Source organism: Lachnoanaerobaculum sp. OBRC5-5, from assembly GCF_000296385.1.
In the GTDB taxonomy this organism is placed as follows: Bacteria; Bacillota; Clostridia; order Lachnospirales; family Lachnospiraceae; genus Lachnoanaerobaculum.
Genome location: NZ_JH815185.1, coordinates 125,937 through 146,832 on the forward strand (window position 1 = coordinate 125,937; position 20,896 = coordinate 146,832).

Below are 20,896 nucleotides of genomic sequence, written 5' to 3' on the forward strand. Positions count from 1 at the left end.
GATATAAATGGATACAAATGACAGACTGAGGCGATGGAGACTGATACTTGGTTCTGAAGCACAAAAAAGAATGGAAGGCATGGGAGACGGACCGGATTTAAGTCAGGAAGATCTTATGATGGATACGGCACTTGATGCCATCTATAACAGGGATATGAAATTCGGCTTCGGAGGAGGAGCCGGGAAAGGCGCATCAAGTCCGCAGATAAGCAGATGGCTTGGTGATGTGAGAACACTTTTTGATAAGGACATTGTAAAGATAATTCAGTCCGATGCTATGGAAAGATGCGGTTTAAAGCAGCTGATATTTGAACCTGAGCTTCTAGAAAATATAGAGCCGGATATGCATATGGCAAGTATGATACTTACCCTAAAGGATCAGATACCGAAGAAAAGTAAGGAAAATGCAAGAGAGTTTATAAGAAAAATAGTGGAGCAGATAAATGCTTTGCTTGAAACGGATTTAAAAAGGGCGGTTACGGCAAGTATAAACAGAAAGTTGCATTCTCCCATTCCGTCAGCATCCGCACTTGATTTTCAGACTACTATAAGAAAGGGTATCAAAGACTACAATACAAAGTTAAAGAAGATAATCCCTCAAAAGTATTATTTCTTTGAGAGAAGCGCAACAACCGCCGCCAATAAATATACTGTAATTTTGGATATTGACCAAAGCGGTTCTATGGGAGAGTCGGTAATATATTCATCTATAATGAGCTGTATCCTGGCAAGTATGAGCGCTATAAAGACTAAGGTTGTGGCTTTTGATACAAATATAGTGGACTTAAGTGAAAAATGCGAGGACCCTATTGATTTACTTTTCGGATTCACACTCGGCGGTGGAACGGATATTGAAAAATCAATAAAGTATTGCACTAAATATATTGAGAACCCGAAGAAGACGATTTTCTTTTTAATTTCAGACCTTGAAGAGGGCGGAAACCGTGCAGGACTTCTCAGAAGATTGACACAGATGAAGGAAGACGGTGTTATTGTGATCTGTCTGCTTGCCATATCAGACTCAGGCAAACCTTATTATGATGCAAATATGGCACAAAGAATTGCAAATAACGGTATTCCCTGTTTTGCAGCCGCTCCGCAGATGTTGCCGAGACTCTTAGAAAAAGCAATGAAAAATGAGGATATGAGTGAGTTTGCAACCGGTAAATTCGGTGTGGAAAAATAAGGAGATAAGAAAATGAGAAGATTATTTACTGTTACACTGGGAATGCTTTGTGCGGCTTCAATTATGGGTTGCAGCGTAAAGGCAGATAATACAGAGACTCAGGAAACAACTATAGCACAGGAGAGTACCGTTACTAAAGAAGCAGAAGAAATAAATGAAACAAATGAATCTGCACCTATAACAGGTGGATGGGGAATAAATAATAATTTTGACAGAACGGATAATGCAAATGCTATGTTAGCTTTTGAAAAGGCTACAGAGGATTTGGATGGCTACAGATATGATGTAGTGGCGGTACTTGGTTCGCAGATTGTTGCCGGAACAAATTATTTATACCTTTGCAGAGCGGAAATGGTAGTACCGGATGCCAAGCCGGAGTATGTAATTTTAAAGGTATATGAGGACTTGGAAGGAAATGCTGAAATTACAGGTAATCTCAGACTCTTGGAAGGACAGGAAGACTGGGAATACAATGATGCAAATCCTTATATGGATGAAAATGAAGAGGTCAAGGCTGCTTTTGATAAGGCACTTGAAGGCTTGACAGGAGCGGAGTATAAGCCGATTGCATATATAGGTCATAAGGATAATTCATATGCAGTGCTTACAAAGATAACCATTGTTTCGGTAGAACCTATGACAAGCCTTTCGGTTGTGTATATAACTGCTACAGAAAGCGGAGCAATGATCGATAATATATATGATATTGATTTAGATTTAGAGGCTGTTTCGAATAATTAAAATTTATTAGGGGGAAATATGAATTTCAGATTTGCAAAAAGAGATGATTGCGCTTTAATACTTTATTTTATAAAGGAGCTGGCATCATATGAGAAAATGCTTGATGAAGTGGTTGCTGATGAGAAGATTTTAGAAGAGTGGATCTTTGATAAGCAGAAAGCGGAAGTTGTTTTTGTAATGGAGAATGAAAAGGAAGTCGGGTTTGCACTTTTCTTTCACAACTTCTCTACATTCTTAGGCAGAGCCGGAATATATCTTGAGGATCTTTTTGTACTGCCGGAGTTTAGAGGAAGAGGATATGGCAAGGCTTTATTAAAGAAACTGGCCTCCATCGCTGTAGAGAGAGGCTGTGGCAGACTTGAGTGGTGGTGCCTTGACTGGAACAAGCCGAGCATTGATTTCTACCTGTCTCTTTGTGCCGAGCCGATGTCGTACTGGACCACATACAGGATAACAGGGGATACATTAAGGAGGATGGCGGAAGCGTAAAAAATACAATTGATACAGTATGATAAGTTGAATAGACTGGTACACTTTGTGTAGTAGTCTATTTTTTTATATTTTAATTCATAGTATTTAATGATATAATATTGAATTTTGTTAATATATAAGATAATATATTATATATCTTACATGACTTATATTTCTAAATTTTCTTAAAATTCTAAAATCAAACAATATTAATCCCCGATGGAATAGATAGTAATTTTATTTTTTGGTATAATAGGGAGGAGACATGAGAGAAAAAGATGTAACTCAAAAAATGTTGGAAAATTATAATGATGTTTTTGCAGATGTTTTAAATGTACTTTTATTTGACGGTAATATGATAGTTGATGAGGGTAACCTTACTGATGCTTTACCAATGAGTATGCTGAAAGTGGACGGAAGAGTCAGAACTCAGGACAGAGATGTTGCAAAATATTGGAATAAAAGTAAAATAAATATGGCATTTTTGGGATTGGAAAATCAAACCGGACCTGATAAGCTAATGCCATTTAGAGTCTTTGGATATGACGGTGCAGAGTATGTAAAACAAAGCAGGAGGGAAAACAGGAATGAAATAAAATATCCTGTAATTACTTTAGTATTATATCTTGGATTTGACAGAAAGTGGGAATATCCCAAAACGCTTTTTGAAATACTTGACATAGAAGAAAATATAAAACCTTATGTTAATGATTTCAAGATAAATCTTTTCGAGATAGCATATTTGGATAGAGAAAAGATAGATTTATTTAAAAGTGATTTTAAAATATTGGCTGACTACCTGTACCAAATGAGAGTAAATAGGGACTATGTACCTGATAAAACTGTAATTGATCATGTAGAAGAATTGTTAATGTTGATGGCTGCAATGACCGGAGACGGAAGATTTGAGGAAACTATAAATGATTTGAACGGAAAGGAGAGAGTGACTATGTGCGAAGTACTTGATAGAGTAGAGGCAAAAGGCATTGAAAAAGGAATTGAAAAAGGGGCGGATATAATAAGCAAGCTGAATGAAATATTGGTAAGGGAAGGGGATTTGGAAAAAATTCTTAAAGCTAATACTAATAAGGCATACAGAAATGAATTACTTAAAAAGTATAATTTGATGGATGCTTTTAAAAGCTGAGTTTATAATGGAACTTGAAACGGGGTACTGCAAAATCTGATTTTGCAGTACCTTTTTTATTTTAAATTATATAGGCAAAAAATCAGTGGTACAGGCACTATTTGACTACTTTTACATAGTATTTACAACTTTTTTGTTATATAAGTAAATTAGTTTATTGTATAAAAATAAAGGAGGAACGTGACAAAAAATACAGAACAGAATGGTGGTATATTGTTAAAAAATAATGATTTTTGAGGGATGGATATGAAAAGAAATATTTTAAGATGCTTTATGGCATATATTTTAAGCATATTACTGTTAAGTAATAACTTGGAAGTGTTTGCAAGTACTTTGACAAACGGGGTAGAGATAACATCAGAAACCGAAGAAAGAAGTGATACCGTTATTTCCAATGCAACGGATTCAAATGCAAAAGAATGGGAATTTACGTATTTTGGACCTTCTACGTCTACAATTACAAATACTGTAAATGATGATGCAGATATAGATGGAGAAATAATTTTAAAATCGGCAACATATAAAAAAGACGGAAGTATAAATAAAAAAGGTGGAAAGTTCGTGTCTTCCGATCCTGCTGACGGAATAAGTTTCTATTATACAAAAATAGATCCGAGTAAAGAAAATTTTATTCTTGAGGCGGATGTAAGGATTGATTATATGAATCCGAAACCTGACGGACAGGAGGGATTTGCACTGATGGTAAGGGACTCTATAGGTGAAAAAGGAGATCCGGCAAGTTCTGAATCAAATTTGGTATCTATAGGCGCAACACAATTACCTAAGGGAGAACTCAATTCTACAACTCAAGTAAAGGATATGCTTGGAGTAAGGGCGTACACAGGTATTGATAATAAGATAAAGCCTAATCCGGATACATTTAAAGTTTACAGATTAGGATTTGACAAGGACGGAGGCAAGGTAAGCAGTGGAGATACTTACAGAGTAAGGTTGGAGAAAAATTCTTCAAGCTATGTTGTATATCAGCTTGCTATGGACGGCTCTGAGCTTTATAAGTATGAAATTCCTATACAGGCAAAGGATATTCGTGCGAACAGTATAAGCGGATATGAAGAGTTAAATGACCCTATGAATGTACAGGATAGTTTTGCATATGTAGGATTTGCTGTTGCAAGAGGTATGAATGTCACATATTCAAATATAAAATTTGAAAAGAGTGAGTTTGATGCAAATGATTGGAGACCTCAAGAAAGCAGATATATAGATCTACAGGCTAAGATTACAAGTCCTGATACTGCGGCAGAAGAAAATTATACATTAGTGTTTAAAGCCAATGCAAACGGATCGGCTAAAATTTATCAAGATAATGTACTTAAAGACAGCTTAGAAGTAGCTTGTAATGAGGAACTTAAGAAAGATTATAATTTATCATCAGGTAAAAACTTCAGTGTTGAGTTTACTCCGGAAGCAGGTTATGAACCTGAACCTTTTGTGAAGCTTAAATCTTATGAAACTGTTACATTAAATAAAAGTGTATCATTAAGGACTATAGGAAAAGACTCTTATATTTATGTATCAAATACAGGCTTGGATGGAAATGACGGCTCAGGGTATGATAATGCGATAAGTTTGGAGTCTGCAATAAAGTATGCGAAGCCGGGGCAGACAATATTATTGAAGCCTGAAGTTTATGATATGTCAAATAAAGCTCTTATTGTACAAAAGGGAAGAAACGGAAGAGAAGATAATCCTATAAGAATACAGGGAGACGGTGGTTTTGCAACATTAGACTTTAATAGAAGCGGCAAGGGATTTAGCCTTGGCGGAGATTATTGGGAACTTAAGCAGTTTAATATTACGAATACTGCAGACGGATATAAAGGACTTGGAATCTCGGGAAGCCATAATATAGCGGAAAGATTAAATTTATTTAATAACGGAACAACCGGACTGCAGATTTCAGGGAGCAGCGAAGATTCTAAAGATAAATGGCCAAGTTACAACTGTATTTTAAACTGTACATCAATGAATAATGCCGATTCGGCTATGGAAGATGCTGACGGATTTGCAGCTAAAATAACATCGGGAGTAGGTAATGTTTTTGACGGCTGTATTGCGGCATATAATGCTGATGACGGCTGGGATTTGTTTGCCAAAGTGGCAACCGGGTCTATAGGAGATGTAATCATAAAAAACAGTGTGGCTTATAGAAACGGATATATACTGATAAAGAACGGCGGTAACAAAAAGAACTTTGAATTTGCACCGGGAACAGTGGATGAGTACGGAAATGTATCGTTTGAAAAGCCTAATATAATGTTGGATGCCGGAAACGGTAACGGATTTAAAATGGGTGGCTCAAATGTATATGGTGCACATAAACTTGATAATTCAATTTCATATGAAAATAAAGCAAAGGGAATTGATTCAAATTCAGGTCCGAATATAAAGATTTCAAATTCAACATCATATAATAACGGAAGTTATAATGTTGCTTTGTATACAAGTGATAAAACATTAAAAACAGAGTTCAGTGCTAAAGGTATATTGTCATTTAGAAAGGGAACAAATATAGGAGAGCAGCTTTCTTTGCAAAGTCAAGCCGGTTCTGATGTAATGGACGGAACAACTTTTTATTGGAATAAAGATGAGAATAATTCAAAAAATACCGCTTCAAAAGTAATTACCGTGGATGAAAATGATTTCATTAACCTTGATACTGAAAATGATCCGAAGCGAAACGAAGACGGAAAAATCGATATGAACGGGCTTTTGCTTTTAAAACCGGAAGCTAAAGAAAAACTTTCTTCAGGTGCAGGAGGTAGAGCTTTTGGGGAAGAGGAGATTATTCCTGATACTTCGAATAAAACCGGTAATTCAAATGACGAAAAGCCAAAAAATGAATTACCAAACGATGGCAGGCAGGATAATAATTCAGTTGAAAAGCCTTATCCTGAAGTATCGCCTCAAACTGAAGTATCCGATAATAAGAATAAGCCGGCATCAGATGATGGTAGAGTCGTTATACCGAAGAACCCAAACAGCAAGGCAAAAAACCGCATGTCGAGTTCATCAGCCGGAAGCTCTTCTAGGGGATCTAAGAAAGTATTTCATAATACTTTTACAGGATGGAAAAAAGAAACCGTAAACGGTCACAATGTTTGGAAATATGTGGAAAACGGAAAGAATGTAACATCTCAGTGGGCATACATATTTAATCCTTATACAAATAGAAATGCATGGTTTAAGTTTGATAAAGACGGAATTATGGAGACCGGATGGATTAATGAAAACGGAATAAATTATTATCTTAGTGAGATTTCAGACGGATCTTTGGGAGAGTGGATTAAAAAATAGTATATAAAACTTTATAATTATTAAAAGGGCTGCAGTAATCGAAAATGACTACTACAGCCTTTGTTTATGCTATTATTTCAGCCCTGCTTCCGCCGGTTTTGTCCTTTTTAACAATAATTTGTTTGTCGATTTTTTGCTTTAGTTCACCCACATGGGAGATGATGCCGATAAGCTTATTGCTGCTTGCAAGTGAGGCAAGGGCATTCATTGCTTGAGCGAGGGAGTCTTCATCAAGTGAGCCGAAGCCCTCGTCAATGAACATGGTATCAAGTTGAATACCGCCAGCTGAGGATTGTATCTCATCAGAGAGTCCAAGTGCTAAAGCCAAAGACGCTTTAAATGATTCACCGCCCGAGAGTGATTTTACACTTCTGGTAGTACCGTTGTAGTGGTCTATTACATCAAGGTCAAGGCCGCTTTGACCAACTTTACTAAGGGCTTCTTCTCTTCGAATAAGGTCATATTGTCCGCCGGTCATTATCATAAGCCTGGTGTTGGCTCTGGAAATTATTCTGTCAAAATAATGCATTTGAATATATGTTTCAAGCATTATTTTATCCTTTCCGGTGATATTACCGTTTGCAGTATCTGACAGAGCCTTTACCCATGTATATTTTTTTTCAATATCTATAAGCTCAGAAGATTTTAGCTTTATATTGTTACAGTTTGACTTATTATTTACAATTCGACTATGAATAGATTCCTTGTTTTTTCTAAGCTGAATTCTGTTTGATTCAAGCTCATTCAACTTGATTTTTTCGGCTTCAAGGTCAACTTCCTGCTTGCCCTCCATTTGCTTTAAGAGTACATCATTCCTTGCAACTGCGGAGGCAAGATTTTCACTACATTCTTTTAAACTCTTTGTGGCCAGATCTATATCTTTTTTGATTTTTAAAATCTGAGCTTCATTTTTTTGAATTTCCTTGGATGCTTCAAGTTTTGAATCGAATACCAGCTTTTCTTTTAAATCAATGATTCTTGAATTAAGTGATTTATTCTCGGATTCCAAAGTACTTATAGTATTGTTTATATCAACAATACTGTTTTGTAACTCATCCTTCTTTGTGCGTAACTGAGGAAGTTTATTTTCAATAGCATCTTTTCTGGAGCTGTTTTTCGTTGCTATTTCAATATTTTCTTCAAGTTCCTTTATATTAGTCTTAAGCTCACTTATTTTATCCTTTGTAATATCGGTGGCATTATTCATTTCAATAGCTCCAAGTAACTCTTTAATTGAGTTTACTGTAGTATCTTTCTTTTCATCAAGCACACCTTTTAAGTTTCCTGCTTTCTGACTGACTGTATTTGCATCATCATTTGCCTTTGAAACTTTAGATTGAAGAATATCAAGTTCATCTTTTTTTGGCACTTGTGTAGGTTTAATTGCCTTTTTAGGATGTGAGAGTGAGCCACATACAGGACAAGGCATATCATCGACAAGGTTTTCTGCCAAAAGGCCTGCCTGAGAATCAAGGTAAAGATTGTACTTTACTCTAAATGATGCGTCAAGCTCACTTGCCATGAGCTTTTTTTCTTCAAATATTTTCTTCGCTTCTTTATAATTTGCAGAAACTTTTTTCAGTTCTTCCATACTCTTTAACAGAGCTTCAAGCTTTGAAAGACTTTCCAAATGAATTGTCTTTTGATTTTCAAATAAAATCTTTTGTTCACCGGATTTTTGCAGAGCTTTTGCTTCCTCAGTTAAGCGTTCTATTTCATCCTGTAAATCCTCAATATCTTTAAGAGTTTTTGTGAGTGCTGCTTTATTTTTTTCAATATTTAAAGCATTGCCTTTTAATTTGGATTCCTTTTGGTCCAACTCATCATAGTCAGGCAATTGTGCCTGTATGGTGGCAGATGCTTTGGTAAGTTCTTCCTGAACAGATGTTTTTTTATTTTCTTCTTCCAATGCATTAGTAAGAGAAGATTTCTCTTCAGTCAATTTCAAAATCTCGGCTTTATTTTGTTCAAATGCTTGCTTGGCTTTTACAAACTCTTCACCACGTTCAATATTTATTTTTAATATATCCAGTTGCTTTTCTATTTCAGTTATAGAATTGTCAGCCTTTTCTTCAGTTAAGGTATCTTCAGCTATCAATTTTTCAATGAGTAAGATACATTCATCTGTGGGTAAATCACCCTTTTTTGCCTTTGTGACATCAAGGGACAAAAGCGAAGAGTCGGAACAGTTTATTCCGGCTATGTACTGTGATATGCTTTGCTTGATTTTTGAACAATCGTTATTAAGTACAGATAATTCGGACTTTAATCTATCCTGCAAATCTGAATAAAGCTTTGTTTTAAAGATATGCCTGAATATTTCAATTCTCTCTTTGGTAGGTGAAATCAACAACTTTAAAAAATCACCCTGTGCAATCATTGCTATTTGGCAAAACTGTTCTCTGTTAATGCCTATAATATTATTTATAGCATTGTCTACTTCTTTTGTCTTTGTAAGAGGTTTTCCGTCAGGTAGAATAAGTTCTACACCTGCTGTTTGCTTGGTAAGTCCATTTCCTCGTTGCGCAGCTCTTTCGTATTCCGGATTTCTTTCTATAGTGTATTCTTTTCCTTTATAGTTGAAAACAAGCCGGACAAATGTCGGTGTGTTAATATCGGCATATTTTGAGCGGAACATGGAAACTTCTCTGTTATTTCCGCTGGGATCTCCATAGAGTGCGTAGGTAATAGCATCAAATATAGTTGTTTTTCCGGCTCCGGTATCTCCGGTTATAAGATAGAGTCCACCCGTACCAAGCTTATCAAAATCAAACTCAGTCTTTCCGGCGTAAGGTCCAAATGCTGAAACGGTTAGCTTTATCGGTCTCATTATTTATTCCTCCAAATATCTTCAATAATATTTTCCATAAAATCTTTTTGTATATCGCTTAAATGTTGACCGTTTCTTGACTCGTAGAAAATGTCAAATAATTCCAGAGGTGATTTTGACTCCATATCATTTATAAGATTAATCTCAGAGCTGCTTCTGGTCCTTTGATTGTCATAATCAAGCTTCATAATATTTTTATATACTACACGAAGCCTCGTGATAACATCAAGTATATCATCTTCATCTGTCAATGTTATATGAACATAATCATCAGGGTATGTGGTATTTTCATAAAAGCTCCTTAGCATAAGTTCTTCATATGTTCCCTTCAGCTCCACCATATCACGAAGCGGTGTGAGAGGAATAAAGTCAAGTTTTATATTACCTTTTTCCTTTATGTCAATAACAGTTATACTTTTAGTATCCTTTGATTCCGAAAAAGAGTATTTTAGCGGAGTACCGCAATATCTTATATATTCACTACAACAGCTTTGAGAGCGGTGAATATGACCAAGTGCAACATAGTCAAAGTCTTTGAAAACCACAGAGTCAACATTATCACTGCCACCGACTGATACATCTTCAGACTCGGTGCGGGAAGAACCGGTTACAAACTGATGTGTTACAAGGATATTTCTGCTACTTGTATCTATATGCATATTTTCAATCACTGTGGAAACTGCATCGGTGTAGGATGATATTTCTTTATCCGGAAAATATCTACTTACATGTACAGGTTTAATAAATGGCAACATGTAGATATTTAATTTCCCAAAATCATCATGCACTTCTATAGGTGAGATAGTACCGTTATATACGGGTGACAGATAAATACCGGTTTTGTCAAATAGTCTTGCACCGAAAGCAATACGTTCGGCAGAATCATGGTTTCCGCTTATAATAAATACCTGTATATTTCTTTGTGACAATTTATATAAAAAGTCATCAAAGAGTTCCACAGCTTCTGCAGGAGGGATGGGCTTATCATATATATCACCTGCAAGTATTATTCCGGTAGGCTTTTCATCATCAATAATATTTATGATTTTATTAAGTATATAGGCTTGGTCCTCCAACATGGAAAAATCATTTACACGCTTTCCAAGGTGCAAATCGGATAGATGCATCAGCTTCATTTTTGTTCCTTTCATTTTTGTGAAATCACGATTTATAACTTTTTTGTCCTGAATTTATATTAGAATGGGACTTTAAGTATAAAAATATATATGTTAATATTATAGCATAATAAGGATAGATGTTGGACTTTTTTTGGCTGATTTTATGAATTAGAACTATAATATTTGATGGTGGATGGATTTATGAATTTTTGGATTTTTATGTTTATTATGAACTTGCTTATTCCGTTGACTATGATAATTTTTGGATATATTTATGATAAAAGACCTCCCAAAAAGCCAAAAAGTAAGTTTGCATATTCGGGATATAGAACGCCAATGTCTATGAAAAATGAAGAAACCTGGGAATATGCAAATAGATTTTTTGGGAAACTCTGGTTTAGATTTGGCATTGTATTGGGGTTAATAAGTATAATTGTATTATTCTTTTATATCGGAAAGGACAAAGACACTGTAGGATTTGCAGGCCTGATAATAAGCTATGTTCAGATGGCTGTAATGCTTATACCGGTTATTCCGACAGAAATATCACTCAGAAAAAGATTTGATAAAAATGGAAACAGAAAGGACAAAGATGAGAAAAATTAAGCTCTGCACTCTATGTTATATTGAGAGAGATGATAAATACCTGATGCTACATAGAGTAAGCAAGAAAAATGATATAAATAAAGATAAGTGGATCGGTGTAGGCGGACATTTTGAAGAACTGGAGAGTCCTGAAGATTGTCTTATCAGAGAGGTAAGGGAAGAGACAGGATATGAGCTTTGTGACTTTGATTTTAGAGGTATTGTCACCTTTGTTTACGGCAAAACAGGTGAAGAAGTTATAGAGTATATGCACCTTTTTGTGGGCATAAATGTAGTGGGAGAGCCTATTGAATGTAATGAAGGTGTACTAAAATGGATAGATAAAAAAGAAGTATTGAATCTGAATTTATGGGAAGGTGATAAAATTTTTCTGAAACTCTTGGAAGAGCGAAAAGACTTTTTCTCACTTAAACTTGTGTATAATGAAGATGAGATGCTGACGGAAGCTTATCTGGACGGAAAATCAATGGATATATGATTATAGATGAATTTTTGAAAGCAATATTGTATAATTAAATTAATATTGGATTTGAGGGGGAATTATGGAAAAGAAAATTCGTATAAAAGGTGAAGTATACTTATTACTGTCCGGATTTTTCTTCGGACTGCAACCTTTTTTTGCAAAAATCATATATGCTCACGGTGGCGATGCATACAGTTTGCTTGTGCTTAGGTTTTTGATAAGCGGAACGGTATTTGCGGCTATTTATATGTTAATGGGACAGAGTATATGGTTAACTAAGGATGAGTTTATATCAATATTTATTTTGTCTGTTCCGGAAGTTATTATGTGTATACTGTTATTTTTATCATACAGTTATATATCATCAGGTTTAGCGTCCACATTGCATTTTTCTTATCCTGCAGCTGTTATTTTACTTGAGTTATTGATTTTCAGAAAGAAAATAAGTAAGATAAAGCTGTTATGTTTATTATTCTGTGCAATAGGTATCGGAGTATTTTATCAACATGACGGAAATATAAATATCTTGGGAATGGTTATGGCACTTGCTTCAGGTGTGGGATATGCCATATACATATTAGTATTGACACATGGAAAAGCCGGTAAGATACCTGTAATTAAAATGTCTGCATGGCTTTCATTTTTACTTGCAATAGAGATTGCAATCGTAATGCTTGTATCAGGTAAGTTCAGATTTCAAATGGATGCAACAGCTATAGGGATGAGTGTATTTATGGCGGCAGTTATATCCACATTGGCACTTGCTACATTTCAGATCGGTGCACCTATGTGCGGAGCTCAGACAGCGGCACTTCTTAGCACTATAGAGCCGGTGAGCAGTATTTTACTTGGAGTAATATTCCTTGGAGAACATATGAGTCTGAGGATTTTTGTAGGTATATGTTTTATACTGATGTCAATTGTAATTCAAATTAAAGAGAAGAAAGAATAGGATGTGAAGGGAGTTATATGAAATTAGCAGTAGCATTACAGGAAAGAGCGGATCTTAATATAAAGATTGAGGATTTGAAGGCCAGAATAAACAGAAATGTATTGGTACAGGAAGGTGAAAAGCCTACAGAGAATCCTAAGGATTTAAAAAAGGAACTTGATGCCTGCATAGACAGACTTGAGTATTTGATAGCAGCTATTAATAAGACAAATTGTGAAACAACGGTTGACGGAAAGTCTATTACTGAATTGCTTGCCAGAAAGGACGCTTTAGTGTTAAAGGCAAGTGCATACAGAGATATAGTTTATGTAGGAAGTAGTAATACAGACAGAGCAAGAAGTACTGAGATAAAGATTCTTTCTGTAATAGATGTTAAAGCTTGGCAAAAAGAGACTGATGAGACAGCAAAAGAAATCAGACTTATAGATAATAAGATCCAGGAAACAAACTGGACTACAGAACTTATAGAATAATATTTTTAGATGGTAGCATATTCAGGGCGAGTAAAAAAATGTGCGTTTGCATACATATCGGAGCCTTGGGCAAGCATTTGTTTACAGTTATGCCCCGATAGTGTACAAGTGTATTGTTATAGATAACTGTTATTACCAATTACTGACTGTTTGTGTGAGGGAGGGAAGCGGGATTATGATAAAAACAATATCGGATTATTGTAAAGAAAAATTTGGAACAAAAGTGTACAGATTGGCACTGACTACAGGAGTCACCTGTCCCAACCGTGACGGAAAGGTTGGGGTGGGTGGCTGTAGTTTTTGCTCTGAAAAAGGTTCGGGGGAATTTGCGGTAAGTGCCGATGATATAAAAAAACAAATTGAAAAAGCAAAAACCTTGGTATCTGCTAAAATTCCAAACTCTATAAAGGAAAGTGATAGAAAGTATATCGCTTATTTTCAATCATTTTCAAATACTTACGGTGATACAAAGAGGCTAATCGGTTTGTTTGAACAGGCCATACAAAAAGATGAAATAGTGGCACTATCAATTGCAACAAGACCGGATTGCTTCAGTGAGGATATGTTGAATTCTCTTGAAAAATTAAATAAGATTAAGCCGGTTTGGATAGAGCTTGGACTACAGACAATAAATGAAAATACAGCAAGGGCATTTAACAGAGGATATACACTGGATGTATTTGAAAAGACATATGATGAGCTGAAGAAAAGAAATTTTGAAGTAATTGTACACATGATTCTTGGTTTGCCGGGTGAAAGTAAAGAGGATATGTATAACACAGCCAAGTATCTTTCCGAAAAAAAGATAGACGGTATAAAAATACATGGGCTGCATATATTAAAAGGAACAAGACTTGCAAGGGAATATGAAAATCACCCGTTTAAAATAATGAGCCTTGAAGAATATACCGAGGTACTTATAAATTGTTTAAAAATACTTCCGGAGAGTACAATTATACATAGAATGACCGGAGACGGAGATAAAAAACTTCTTATTGAACCTATGTGGAGTGCGGATAAGAAAAGGGTACTCAATTATATAAATAAAAGGATCAGAGAAGAATTTGTATAAGGCTTGCAAGAACATATGTTTTGGTCTAAAATGAAATAAAGAAAACTTTTAGAGGTATTATGTCTACTATATACGATAAATTAAATGATAAACAAAAACAGGCGGTGTTTACTACAGAAGGTCCACTTTTGCTTTTGGCGGGAGCAGGTTCCGGAAAAACCGGTGTGCTCATGCATAGGATTGCATATTTGATAGAGGAAAAACATGTAGATCCCTATAATATTATGGCGATCACCTTTACAAATAAAGCCGCCAAGGAAATGAAGGAAAGAATAGGTAAGCTTATAGGTGAAGAGGGAAATTTTGTTTGGGTAATGACATTTCACTCAAGCTGTGTAAGATTCCTTCGAAGATTTATAGATAAAATAGGCTTTGACAACAGCTTTACAATATATGACAGTGATGATCAAAAAACTCTTATGAAAAAGATTTTCAAAGAGAATGATATAAACACAAAAGTATACAAGGAAAGAGCAGTACTTAACATTATTTCAAGTTGTAAGAATGAGCTGATGTCACCTTCTGAATATATGAAGTCGGCTGTGGATTCATATGAAAAGGGTGTAGCAAGACTCTATGAAATCTATCAAAGTACTCTAAAAAAGAATAATGCTCTGGATTTTGATGATTTGATATGCAGAAGTGTGGAGCTTTTCGAAAAATGTCCTGAAGTACTTGATTATTATCAGGACAGATTCAGATATATAATGGTGGATGAGTATCAAGATACCAATACGGCACAGTTTAGGCTTATTTACTTGCTTGCACAAAAATATGGAAATATATGTGTAGTTGGCGATGATGACCAGAGTATATATAAGTTTAGAGGGGCAAATATAGAGAATATTCTGAGTTTTGAGGAAAGATTTGAAAATGTAAAGGTAATAAAGCTTGAACAAAACTATCGTTCCACAGGAAATATACTTGATGCGGCCAATGCGGTTATAAAAAATAACAGAGGAAGAAAAGATAAAAGCCTTTGGACAGAGGGAGAAAGTGGAGAAAATATAGAACTTCGCCAATTCCAAACTGCGAATGAAGAAGCTGACAATATAATAAAGGATATTAGAGACAGAGCAAGGGATAATTTCAGAGACTTTGCTGTGCTTTACAGAACAAATGCTCAGTCGAGACTTTTGGAGGAGCGTTGTGTAACTCTTGGTATTCCATATCAACTTGTAGGCGGTGTAAACTTCTACCAAAGAAAAGAAATAAAGGATGTACTTGCATATTTAAAGACTATTGCCAACGGTAATGACGATATTGCTTTGCTTAGGATTATCAATGTGCCGAAAAGAGGAATAGGGGCTACCTCTATTGCAAAGGTAAGTGAGTATGCCAATGAAAATAATATAAGTTTATATGATGCCATGAGTATAAGCGAAATGGCCGGAGTAGGTAAGGCAAGTGATAAAATCAAAAGTTTTATTGCAATGATTGAGGAGTTTAGAGAGAAGGTAGCACAAAAGGCAAATATTGCAAATTTGATTGAAGAGCTGCTTGAGGAGACCGGATATATTGAAAGCCTCTATGAGGAGGGTGAGATAGAAGGAGAGAGCAGAAAAGAAAATATCGAGGAACTTATAAACAAGTCGGGAGAATATGAGGACGGAGAACTTTCACTATTCCTTGAAGATGTATCTTTGGTTGCAGATATTGACAGGATGGATGAAAATGCCGACAGGATAACACTTATGACTCTACATGGTGCTAAGGGTTTGGAGTTTGATACAGTTTATCTTGCAGGTATGGAAGAAGGGCTCTTTCCAAGTGCTATGAGTTCAAATTCAAGAGAGGATCTGGAAGAAGAGAGAAGACTCGCTTATGTAGGTATAACAAGAGCAAAGAAAAATCTTATACTTACTTCGGCTAAGCAGAGAATGGTTAACGGAGAAACAAGGTATTCTTTGATGTCAAGATTTGTAAGTGAAATCCCGAGGGAACTTTTAAATAAACATGTTCTTGATACCGAAAAAAGGTATACAGAAAGAAGCGCCAGTTTTGGCGAAGCATTGCCTTGGGAGAGTAAAGCCAAAACCAATAATAATTTTGAGAAGACTCTTAGTTTCGGAAAGCAGTTTAAAGTTGAAAAAGCGCAGAGTCTTGACTATGCTGTAGGTGATACTGTAAAGCATATAAAGTTTGGAACAGGCAAAGTTCTTGAAATAGTTGACGGAGACAGAGATTTTGAAGTCAAAGTAAATTTTGAGAAATTTGGAATTAAAAAGATGTATGCAGGGTTTGCCAAGCTGGTTAAAATATGATAGAATCAATTAATTGAGTAGTTAAGCATTTTGCCTGACTTTTTACACAAAATATATCTTTAAAAGAGAGGTATGGTTATGGATAAATTTAATAATTTAAGTTCTAGAATGGAAGAATTAGTTAATGCATCAAGACTTAACAGTCTTTTGGCAAAGAGAGAAGAAGATGAGAAGAAGAAAAATACCATTATATGGGTTTTAGCTATTATCGGTGCAATTGCTGCTGTAGCAGGTATTGCTTTTGCAGTATATAAATTCTTCACACCTGATTATCTTGAAGACTTCGAAGAAGACTTTGATGATGATTTTGACTATGACTTTGATGATGAAACAGAAGAATAAGAAATAACATGATATGATGGCGGCCCTTGAGGTCGCCTTATCTTTTATGAGGTGATAATGAAAAAAGGCGATATTTTTAAGGGTACGATTACAGAAAGTCAGTTTCCGGACAGTTCATATGTAAATTATGAAGGTGAAAAGGTACTTATAAAGAAAGGAATTCTAGGTCAAACCGTAGAGTTTGCAATTACAAAAAAGAGAAAAGGAAAGCTCGAGGGAAGAACTTTAAATATAATTGAGAAATCAAAATTAGAGGATAATGAAAGTCCATGCATACATTATGAGGTATGTGGAGGCTGTACTTATCAAACTCTAAGCTATGATAATCAGCTTAAATTAAAAAATGACCAGTTAAAAGCGCTTATGGAAGGTGCAACAGATAAGGATTTTGAGTGGGAGGGAGTTATACCTTCACCAAAGTATCTGGCATACAGAAATAAGATGGAGTTTTCATTCGGTGATGAACAAAAAGACGGAGATTTGGCACTTGGTATGCATAAGAGGGGCAGCCACTATGATATAGTGAATGTGTTTGAATGTAAGATAGTGGACAGTGATTTTACCAAGATACTTGAGCTTACTTTAAACTTCTTTAAGGAGAGAAAAGTATCATATTTTCATAAAAACAGTCATACAGGTTTTTTAAGACATTTACTTATCAGAAGAAGTGAGTACACGGGAGAGATTTTAGTTTCTTTGGTAACTACAAGCAGTTTCGGTTTTGTAGAGGATCCTAATACATTGCCGAATCCTTCAGTACTTGGTGTTGAAGAAGCAAAACTTATAAAAGAATGGGCAGATTATATAAAGGCAGAGATTGATAAGGGGATTTTAAACGGAAGAATCGGAGGAATCTTGCATACAAAGAATGATTCATATGCCGATGCGGTACTCAATCAAGGTACAACTCTATTACACGGCAAGGACTATATTACAGAGAGATTAAACGGTCTGGATTTTAAGATAACACCGTTTTCATTTTTCCAGACCAATTCCAAGGGAGCAGAGGTTTTATACAATGTTGCCGGAAAATATCTTGGAGATACCAAGGGCAAGTCGGTATTTGACCTTTATTCAGGTACAGGAACTATTGCACAGATTCTTGCATCCGAGTCGGAAAAGGTTTATGGTGTGGAAATAGTAGAGGAGGCTGTAGAAGCCGCTATAGAAAATGCGAAGAAAAACGGTCTTGATAACTGTGAATTTATAGCAGGGGATGTATTAAAGGTGGTGGATACATTGGGTTTTAATCCTGATATTATAATACTTGATCCTCCAAGAGACGGAATACATCCAAAAGCATTGCCAAAGATACTGGAATTCGGTGCAAAGAAAATAGTGTACATATCCTGCAAACCCACATCTTTTGTAAGAGATCTTAAAATAATGGAAGCCGCAGGCTACAGAATGGAAAAATGTGTCGGAGTAGACATGTTCCCAAACACAGTTAATTGTGAGGCGGTTGTTATGCTGTCGCGACCGTAGGGAAGCGAGAGCATTACAAACCACCCATGCAATAGCCGTCTGTGATTGTCAAGTGCGAAGCACGCAGACAGAACGGAAATGGCGAACTGCGGAGGCGGTTGTTATGCTGGACCGTAGGGAAGCGAGAGCATTACAAACCACTAATGTAAAATAGTGAAAAAATAGTGTAAATTTAGTGGAAAAAGAGCTGTATAAATATTTGAATTATTTGAGGAGAAAATATATTGAGTTTATAGTCTAAACAGGATATAAATGGTGCATATATGAAACTATTAACAATTGATGAGATAATATCTTCGATTCTTGATGAAACCAAGGGACTTGATGAAGAGATAACTGACGGAATGATTCTCAGAGAAGAGATGATTCCATATTCAAGTATTAATAAAGTAAAACAACTGCTGAAAATAGAATCTTTAGCTCAGGTATTCTCGGATTATATTTTAAAATATAACTGGGGTAATGTCGGTTTTTTAAGTTATCAATTTGGCAATAATGATGAGACGGGACTTGATTGGTTAATAAATAGAAATCTCGAATACGGTGATTATCATATCTTACAAAAAGAAGGTCTTATTATTATTGCAAATGGAGATCCATATACTGTTCTGCTTGAATGTAAAACAGGAAAGATATATGCATTTACAAGTGATATGAGCTATGATAATAAAATACAAATAGCTTCAGACTTTGAAGAGCTGGTCAAAGCTATGGGAACAGGTCAATATAGCCTTTGGAAGAATATCGAAAAAGATTTTATTGATTTGATGAGCAGTATAGTTACAGAGAAAGGTCTTGACTTTTGGAAGGATTTTGTTGGATTGTATTAAATATATAAGAGCTTTATATGAGGAAAAAAGTTAGTTGTAAAAATAAAATAGAGTTTATAAATGAGGTGGCAGAGGATTGTCTAAAGGATATGTCTGCAGAAGATAAAGAATACCTTATGGAGAATCCGGTTGCTATAGAGTACCATTTTTCATATTGTCTGTATATACGGAATAATTATATTCATAATAGAGACTTTTCTGAGGTCTCATTTTTTACACATGCGGATGATTTGTCTTCTGATATTATACGAATGATTTTTTCTAAGCTTCTTCCGGATTATGAGTATGGGAATTTTTTTATTGAAATATTATATGATAATAAAGATTTTATACTATTACGAAAAAAGTATAAGAATAAATATGGTGAATATCCGGAAGCTCTTGTGGAAAGATACAAGACGCAGGCCTGCTTAGAGCCTGTACATTCAAGGGAAGAAAGAAGCTTCTTTAATAATGAAGAGCTTGAAAGGGAATGGGAAATCATAAAAAGAAACTATGACAATGCTTTAGTCATTGTAGACAGTATTATAAGAGAGCTTAAAGGTATTCTTAGAAATTAGATATTATACTGAATATTTAGCAGAAAGGAGAAAATCCTGTAGTAAAAAAGAATATGGGATTGTGAAGATATGAAAATAATAGAGAACAAAATGGTTTTTGCATTTGATGGAAAAAATAAATGTGTAGCGGAAGTTGAGGACGGTGAAACGCTAATCTTTCGTACACATGATTGCTTTGATAATCAGTTAAGTGAAGAGGGTTCATCTATCGGTAGCCTGAACTGGGATTGTATCAATCCGGCTACAGGACCTGTTTATGTAAAAAATGCTCTTGCAGGTGATGTGCTGAAGGTTGAAATACTTGACATTAAACTTGAAAACCAAGGTGTGATGTGCGCACTCCCTGATAACGGAGTACTTGGCTCTTTAGTAAAAGAAGAGTCTGTAAAGCGTTTGAAAGTGGAAGACAATAAGGTTTACTTTAATGAAAATATTGTATTTGATGTAAATCCTATGATTGGAGTAATAGGTGTAGCACCAAAGAACGGAGCTATAAATTGCGGAACGCCCGGAAATCATGGCGGAAATATGGACAATAAGAGAATTGCAAAAGGAGCAACTCTTTATTTCCCGGTATTTCATGACGGAGCAATATTTTCTTTAGGAGATGTACATGCAGCCATGGGAGACGGAGAAATAATGGTCAGCGGTGTAGAAATTTCAGCTGATGTTACAGTGAGACTCTCTGTAATAAAGGGTGTTAGTATTGAGACACCGATGCTTGAAAACGATGATATCTGTGGTGTGATCTATTCTCACGAAGAGATTGAAAAAGCGGTATTTCATGCAGTAAGAATCACAAATGAGGTAATGCAAAAGAAGCTTGGACTTTCATTTAATGATGCCGGTATGTTAATCAGTGCTGTTGGTGATTTAAGGTTTTGTCAGGTGGTAGATCCCGAGCGTACGGTTATGATGTGCATACCTAAAACTATATTGGGTGAATTGTTTTAGATAAAAGTATAATTAAATATTGATATAGTAATATTAGCCGGAGAATGAATACATCTCCGGTTTTTTACAGTTTAAATATCAATA

At 35.4% G+C, this 20,896-nt stretch carries 18 protein-coding genes; 16 read left to right on the forward strand and 2 right to left on the reverse strand.

Annotated features, from left to right (window positions below; translation table 11 throughout):
- Positions 1-7: 7 nt before the first annotated feature.
- The 5 genes from HMPREF1135_RS00610 to HMPREF1135_RS00630 all read left to right on the forward strand — a co-directional run bounded on the left by HMPREF1135_RS00610 (position 8) and on the right by HMPREF1135_RS00630 (position 6,863).
- Positions 8-1,186: a VWA domain-containing protein gene (locus tag HMPREF1135_RS00610; RefSeq protein WP_007590876.1), complete on the forward strand. Its 1,179-nt coding sequence runs from the start codon at positions 8-10 to the stop codon at positions 1,184-1,186.
- Positions 1,187-1,198: 12 nt separating this feature from the next.
- Positions 1,199-1,927 (forward strand): hypothetical protein, encoded by a 729-nt coding sequence (locus HMPREF1135_RS00615; protein ID WP_007590877.1) that lies wholly within the window; start codon positions 1,199-1,201, stop codon positions 1,925-1,927.
- Positions 1,928-1,945: 18 nt separating this feature from the next.
- Positions 1,946-2,416 carry a GNAT family N-acetyltransferase gene (locus HMPREF1135_RS00620; protein ID WP_007590878.1) on the forward strand — a complete coding sequence of 157 codons (471 nt, stop codon included), beginning with the start codon at positions 1,946-1,948 and terminating at the stop codon, positions 2,414-2,416.
- A gap of 247 nt (positions 2,417-2,663) precedes the next feature.
- Positions 2,664-3,545, forward strand: a complete 882-nt coding sequence (locus HMPREF1135_RS00625; protein ID WP_007590879.1) for an Rpn family recombination-promoting nuclease/putative transposase — start codon at positions 2,664-2,666, stop codon at positions 3,543-3,545.
- A 246-nt stretch (positions 3,546-3,791) separates the two neighbouring features.
- Positions 3,792-6,863: a hypothetical protein gene (locus HMPREF1135_RS00630; RefSeq protein ID WP_007590880.1), complete on the forward strand. Its 3,072-nt coding sequence runs from the start codon at positions 3,792-3,794 to the stop codon at positions 6,861-6,863.
- Between the two features lie 64 nt (positions 6,864-6,927).
- Here the strand turns inward: HMPREF1135_RS00630 and HMPREF1135_RS00635 are convergent, their stop codons facing one another.
- A complete protein-coding gene (locus tag HMPREF1135_RS00635; protein WP_007590882.1) occupies positions 6,928-9,693 on the reverse strand; it encodes an AAA family ATPase in 2,766 nt (921 codons plus the stop codon).
- Positions 9,693-10,829 (reverse strand): exonuclease SbcCD subunit D, encoded by a 1,137-nt coding sequence (locus HMPREF1135_RS00640; protein WP_007590884.1) that lies wholly within the window; start codon positions 10,827-10,829, stop codon positions 9,693-9,695. Before HMPREF1135_RS00640 ends, HMPREF1135_RS00635 begins: the two co-directional genes overlap by 1 nt.
- A gap of 183 nt (positions 10,830-11,012) precedes the next feature.
- Between HMPREF1135_RS00640 and HMPREF1135_RS00645 the strand changes: the two genes are divergently transcribed.
- The 11 genes from HMPREF1135_RS00645 (at position 11,013) to HMPREF1135_RS00695 (ending at position 20,812) form a co-directional block, all read left to right on the forward strand.
- On the forward strand, positions 11,013-11,417 hold the full coding sequence (locus HMPREF1135_RS00645) for an SdpI family protein (protein ID WP_007590886.1): 405 nt from the start codon (positions 11,013-11,015) through the stop codon (positions 11,415-11,417).
- The gene (locus tag HMPREF1135_RS00650) at positions 11,404-11,895 is read left to right on the forward strand and encodes an NUDIX hydrolase (RefSeq protein WP_007590888.1); all 492 of its coding nucleotides are present in this window, start codon (positions 11,404-11,406) and stop codon (positions 11,893-11,895) included. The genes HMPREF1135_RS00645 and HMPREF1135_RS00650 overlap by 14 nt, the downstream gene beginning before the upstream one ends.
- A 64-nt stretch (positions 11,896-11,959) precedes the next feature.
- Positions 11,960-12,832 (forward strand): DMT family transporter, encoded by an 873-nt coding sequence (locus tag HMPREF1135_RS00655; RefSeq protein ID WP_007590890.1) that lies wholly within the window; start codon positions 11,960-11,962, stop codon positions 12,830-12,832.
- Between the two features lie 17 nt (positions 12,833-12,849).
- Positions 12,850-13,305, forward strand: coding sequence for a DIP1984 family protein (locus HMPREF1135_RS00660; RefSeq protein ID WP_007590891.1), 456 nt, complete (start codon positions 12,850-12,852; stop codon positions 13,303-13,305).
- 175 nt (positions 13,306-13,480) lie between these two features.
- Positions 13,481-14,377 (forward strand): TIGR01212 family radical SAM protein, encoded by an 897-nt coding sequence (locus HMPREF1135_RS00665; RefSeq protein WP_007590894.1) that lies wholly within the window; start codon positions 13,481-13,483, stop codon positions 14,375-14,377.
- 59 nt (positions 14,378-14,436) lie between these two features.
- Complete coding sequence (locus HMPREF1135_RS00670; protein WP_007590896.1) at positions 14,437-16,641, forward strand: ATP-dependent helicase; 2,205 nt, start codon at positions 14,437-14,439, stop codon at positions 16,639-16,641.
- 78 nt (positions 16,642-16,719) lie between these two features.
- Complete coding sequence (locus tag HMPREF1135_RS00675) at positions 16,720-16,983, forward strand: hypothetical protein (RefSeq protein ID WP_007590897.1); 264 nt, start codon at positions 16,720-16,722, stop codon at positions 16,981-16,983.
- Positions 16,984-17,040: 57 nt separating this feature from the next.
- Complete coding sequence (locus tag HMPREF1135_RS00680) at positions 17,041-18,468, forward strand: class I SAM-dependent RNA methyltransferase (RefSeq protein WP_007590898.1); 1,428 nt, start codon at positions 17,041-17,043, stop codon at positions 18,466-18,468.
- A 263-nt stretch (positions 18,469-18,731) separates the two neighbouring features.
- Positions 18,732-19,298, forward strand: a complete 567-nt coding sequence (locus tag HMPREF1135_RS00685; protein ID WP_007590899.1) for an SMI1/KNR4 family protein — start codon at positions 18,732-18,734, stop codon at positions 19,296-19,298.
- A 17-nt stretch (positions 19,299-19,315) separates the two neighbouring features.
- Positions 19,316-19,858: a hypothetical protein gene (locus tag HMPREF1135_RS00690; protein WP_007590904.1), complete on the forward strand. Its 543-nt coding sequence runs from the start codon at positions 19,316-19,318 to the stop codon at positions 19,856-19,858.
- Positions 19,859-19,927: 69 nt separating this feature from the next.
- A complete protein-coding gene (locus HMPREF1135_RS00695; RefSeq protein WP_007590905.1) occupies positions 19,928-20,812 on the forward strand; it encodes an acetamidase/formamidase family protein in 885 nt (294 codons plus the stop codon).
- Positions 20,813-20,896: the final 84 nt, after the last annotated feature.

Coding starts and splice junctions, on each gene's coding strand:
- HMPREF1135_RS00610 (WP_007590876.1), top strand. CDS start 8: ATGGATACAAATGACAGACTGAGGCGATGGAGACTGATACTTGGTTCT.
- HMPREF1135_RS00615 (WP_007590877.1), top strand. CDS start 1,199: ATGAGAAGATTATTTACTGTTACACTGGGAATGCTTTGTGCGGCTTCA.
- HMPREF1135_RS00620 (WP_007590878.1), top strand. CDS start 1,946: ATGAATTTCAGATTTGCAAAAAGAGATGATTGCGCTTTAATACTTTAT.
- HMPREF1135_RS00625 (WP_007590879.1), top strand. CDS start 2,664: ATGAGAGAAAAAGATGTAACTCAAAAAATGTTGGAAAATTATAATGAT.
- HMPREF1135_RS00630 (WP_007590880.1), top strand. CDS start 3,792: ATGAAAAGAAATATTTTAAGATGCTTTATGGCATATATTTTAAGCATA.
- HMPREF1135_RS00635 (WP_007590882.1), bottom strand. CDS start 9,693: ATGAGACCGATAAAGCTAACCGTTTCAGCATTTGGACCTTACGCCGGA.
- HMPREF1135_RS00640 (WP_007590884.1), bottom strand. CDS start 10,829: ATGAAGCTGATGCATCTATCCGATTTGCACCTTGGAAAGCGTGTAAAT.
- HMPREF1135_RS00645 (WP_007590886.1), top strand. CDS start 11,013: ATGAATTTTTGGATTTTTATGTTTATTATGAACTTGCTTATTCCGTTG.
- HMPREF1135_RS00650 (WP_007590888.1), top strand. CDS start 11,404: ATGAGAAAAATTAAGCTCTGCACTCTATGTTATATTGAGAGAGATGAT.
- HMPREF1135_RS00655 (WP_007590890.1), top strand. CDS start 11,960: ATGGAAAAGAAAATTCGTATAAAAGGTGAAGTATACTTATTACTGTCC.
- HMPREF1135_RS00660 (WP_007590891.1), top strand. CDS start 12,850: ATGAAATTAGCAGTAGCATTACAGGAAAGAGCGGATCTTAATATAAAG.
- HMPREF1135_RS00665 (WP_007590894.1), top strand. CDS start 13,481: ATGATAAAAACAATATCGGATTATTGTAAAGAAAAATTTGGAACAAAA.
- HMPREF1135_RS00670 (WP_007590896.1), top strand. CDS start 14,437: ATGTCTACTATATACGATAAATTAAATGATAAACAAAAACAGGCGGTG.
- HMPREF1135_RS00675 (WP_007590897.1), top strand. CDS start 16,720: ATGGATAAATTTAATAATTTAAGTTCTAGAATGGAAGAATTAGTTAAT.
- HMPREF1135_RS00680 (WP_007590898.1), top strand. CDS start 17,041: ATGAAAAAAGGCGATATTTTTAAGGGTACGATTACAGAAAGTCAGTTT.
- HMPREF1135_RS00685 (WP_007590899.1), top strand. CDS start 18,732: ATGAAACTATTAACAATTGATGAGATAATATCTTCGATTCTTGATGAA.
- HMPREF1135_RS00690 (WP_007590904.1), top strand. CDS start 19,316: ATGAGGAAAAAAGTTAGTTGTAAAAATAAAATAGAGTTTATAAATGAG.
- HMPREF1135_RS00695 (WP_007590905.1), top strand. CDS start 19,928: ATGAAAATAATAGAGAACAAAATGGTTTTTGCATTTGATGGAAAAAAT.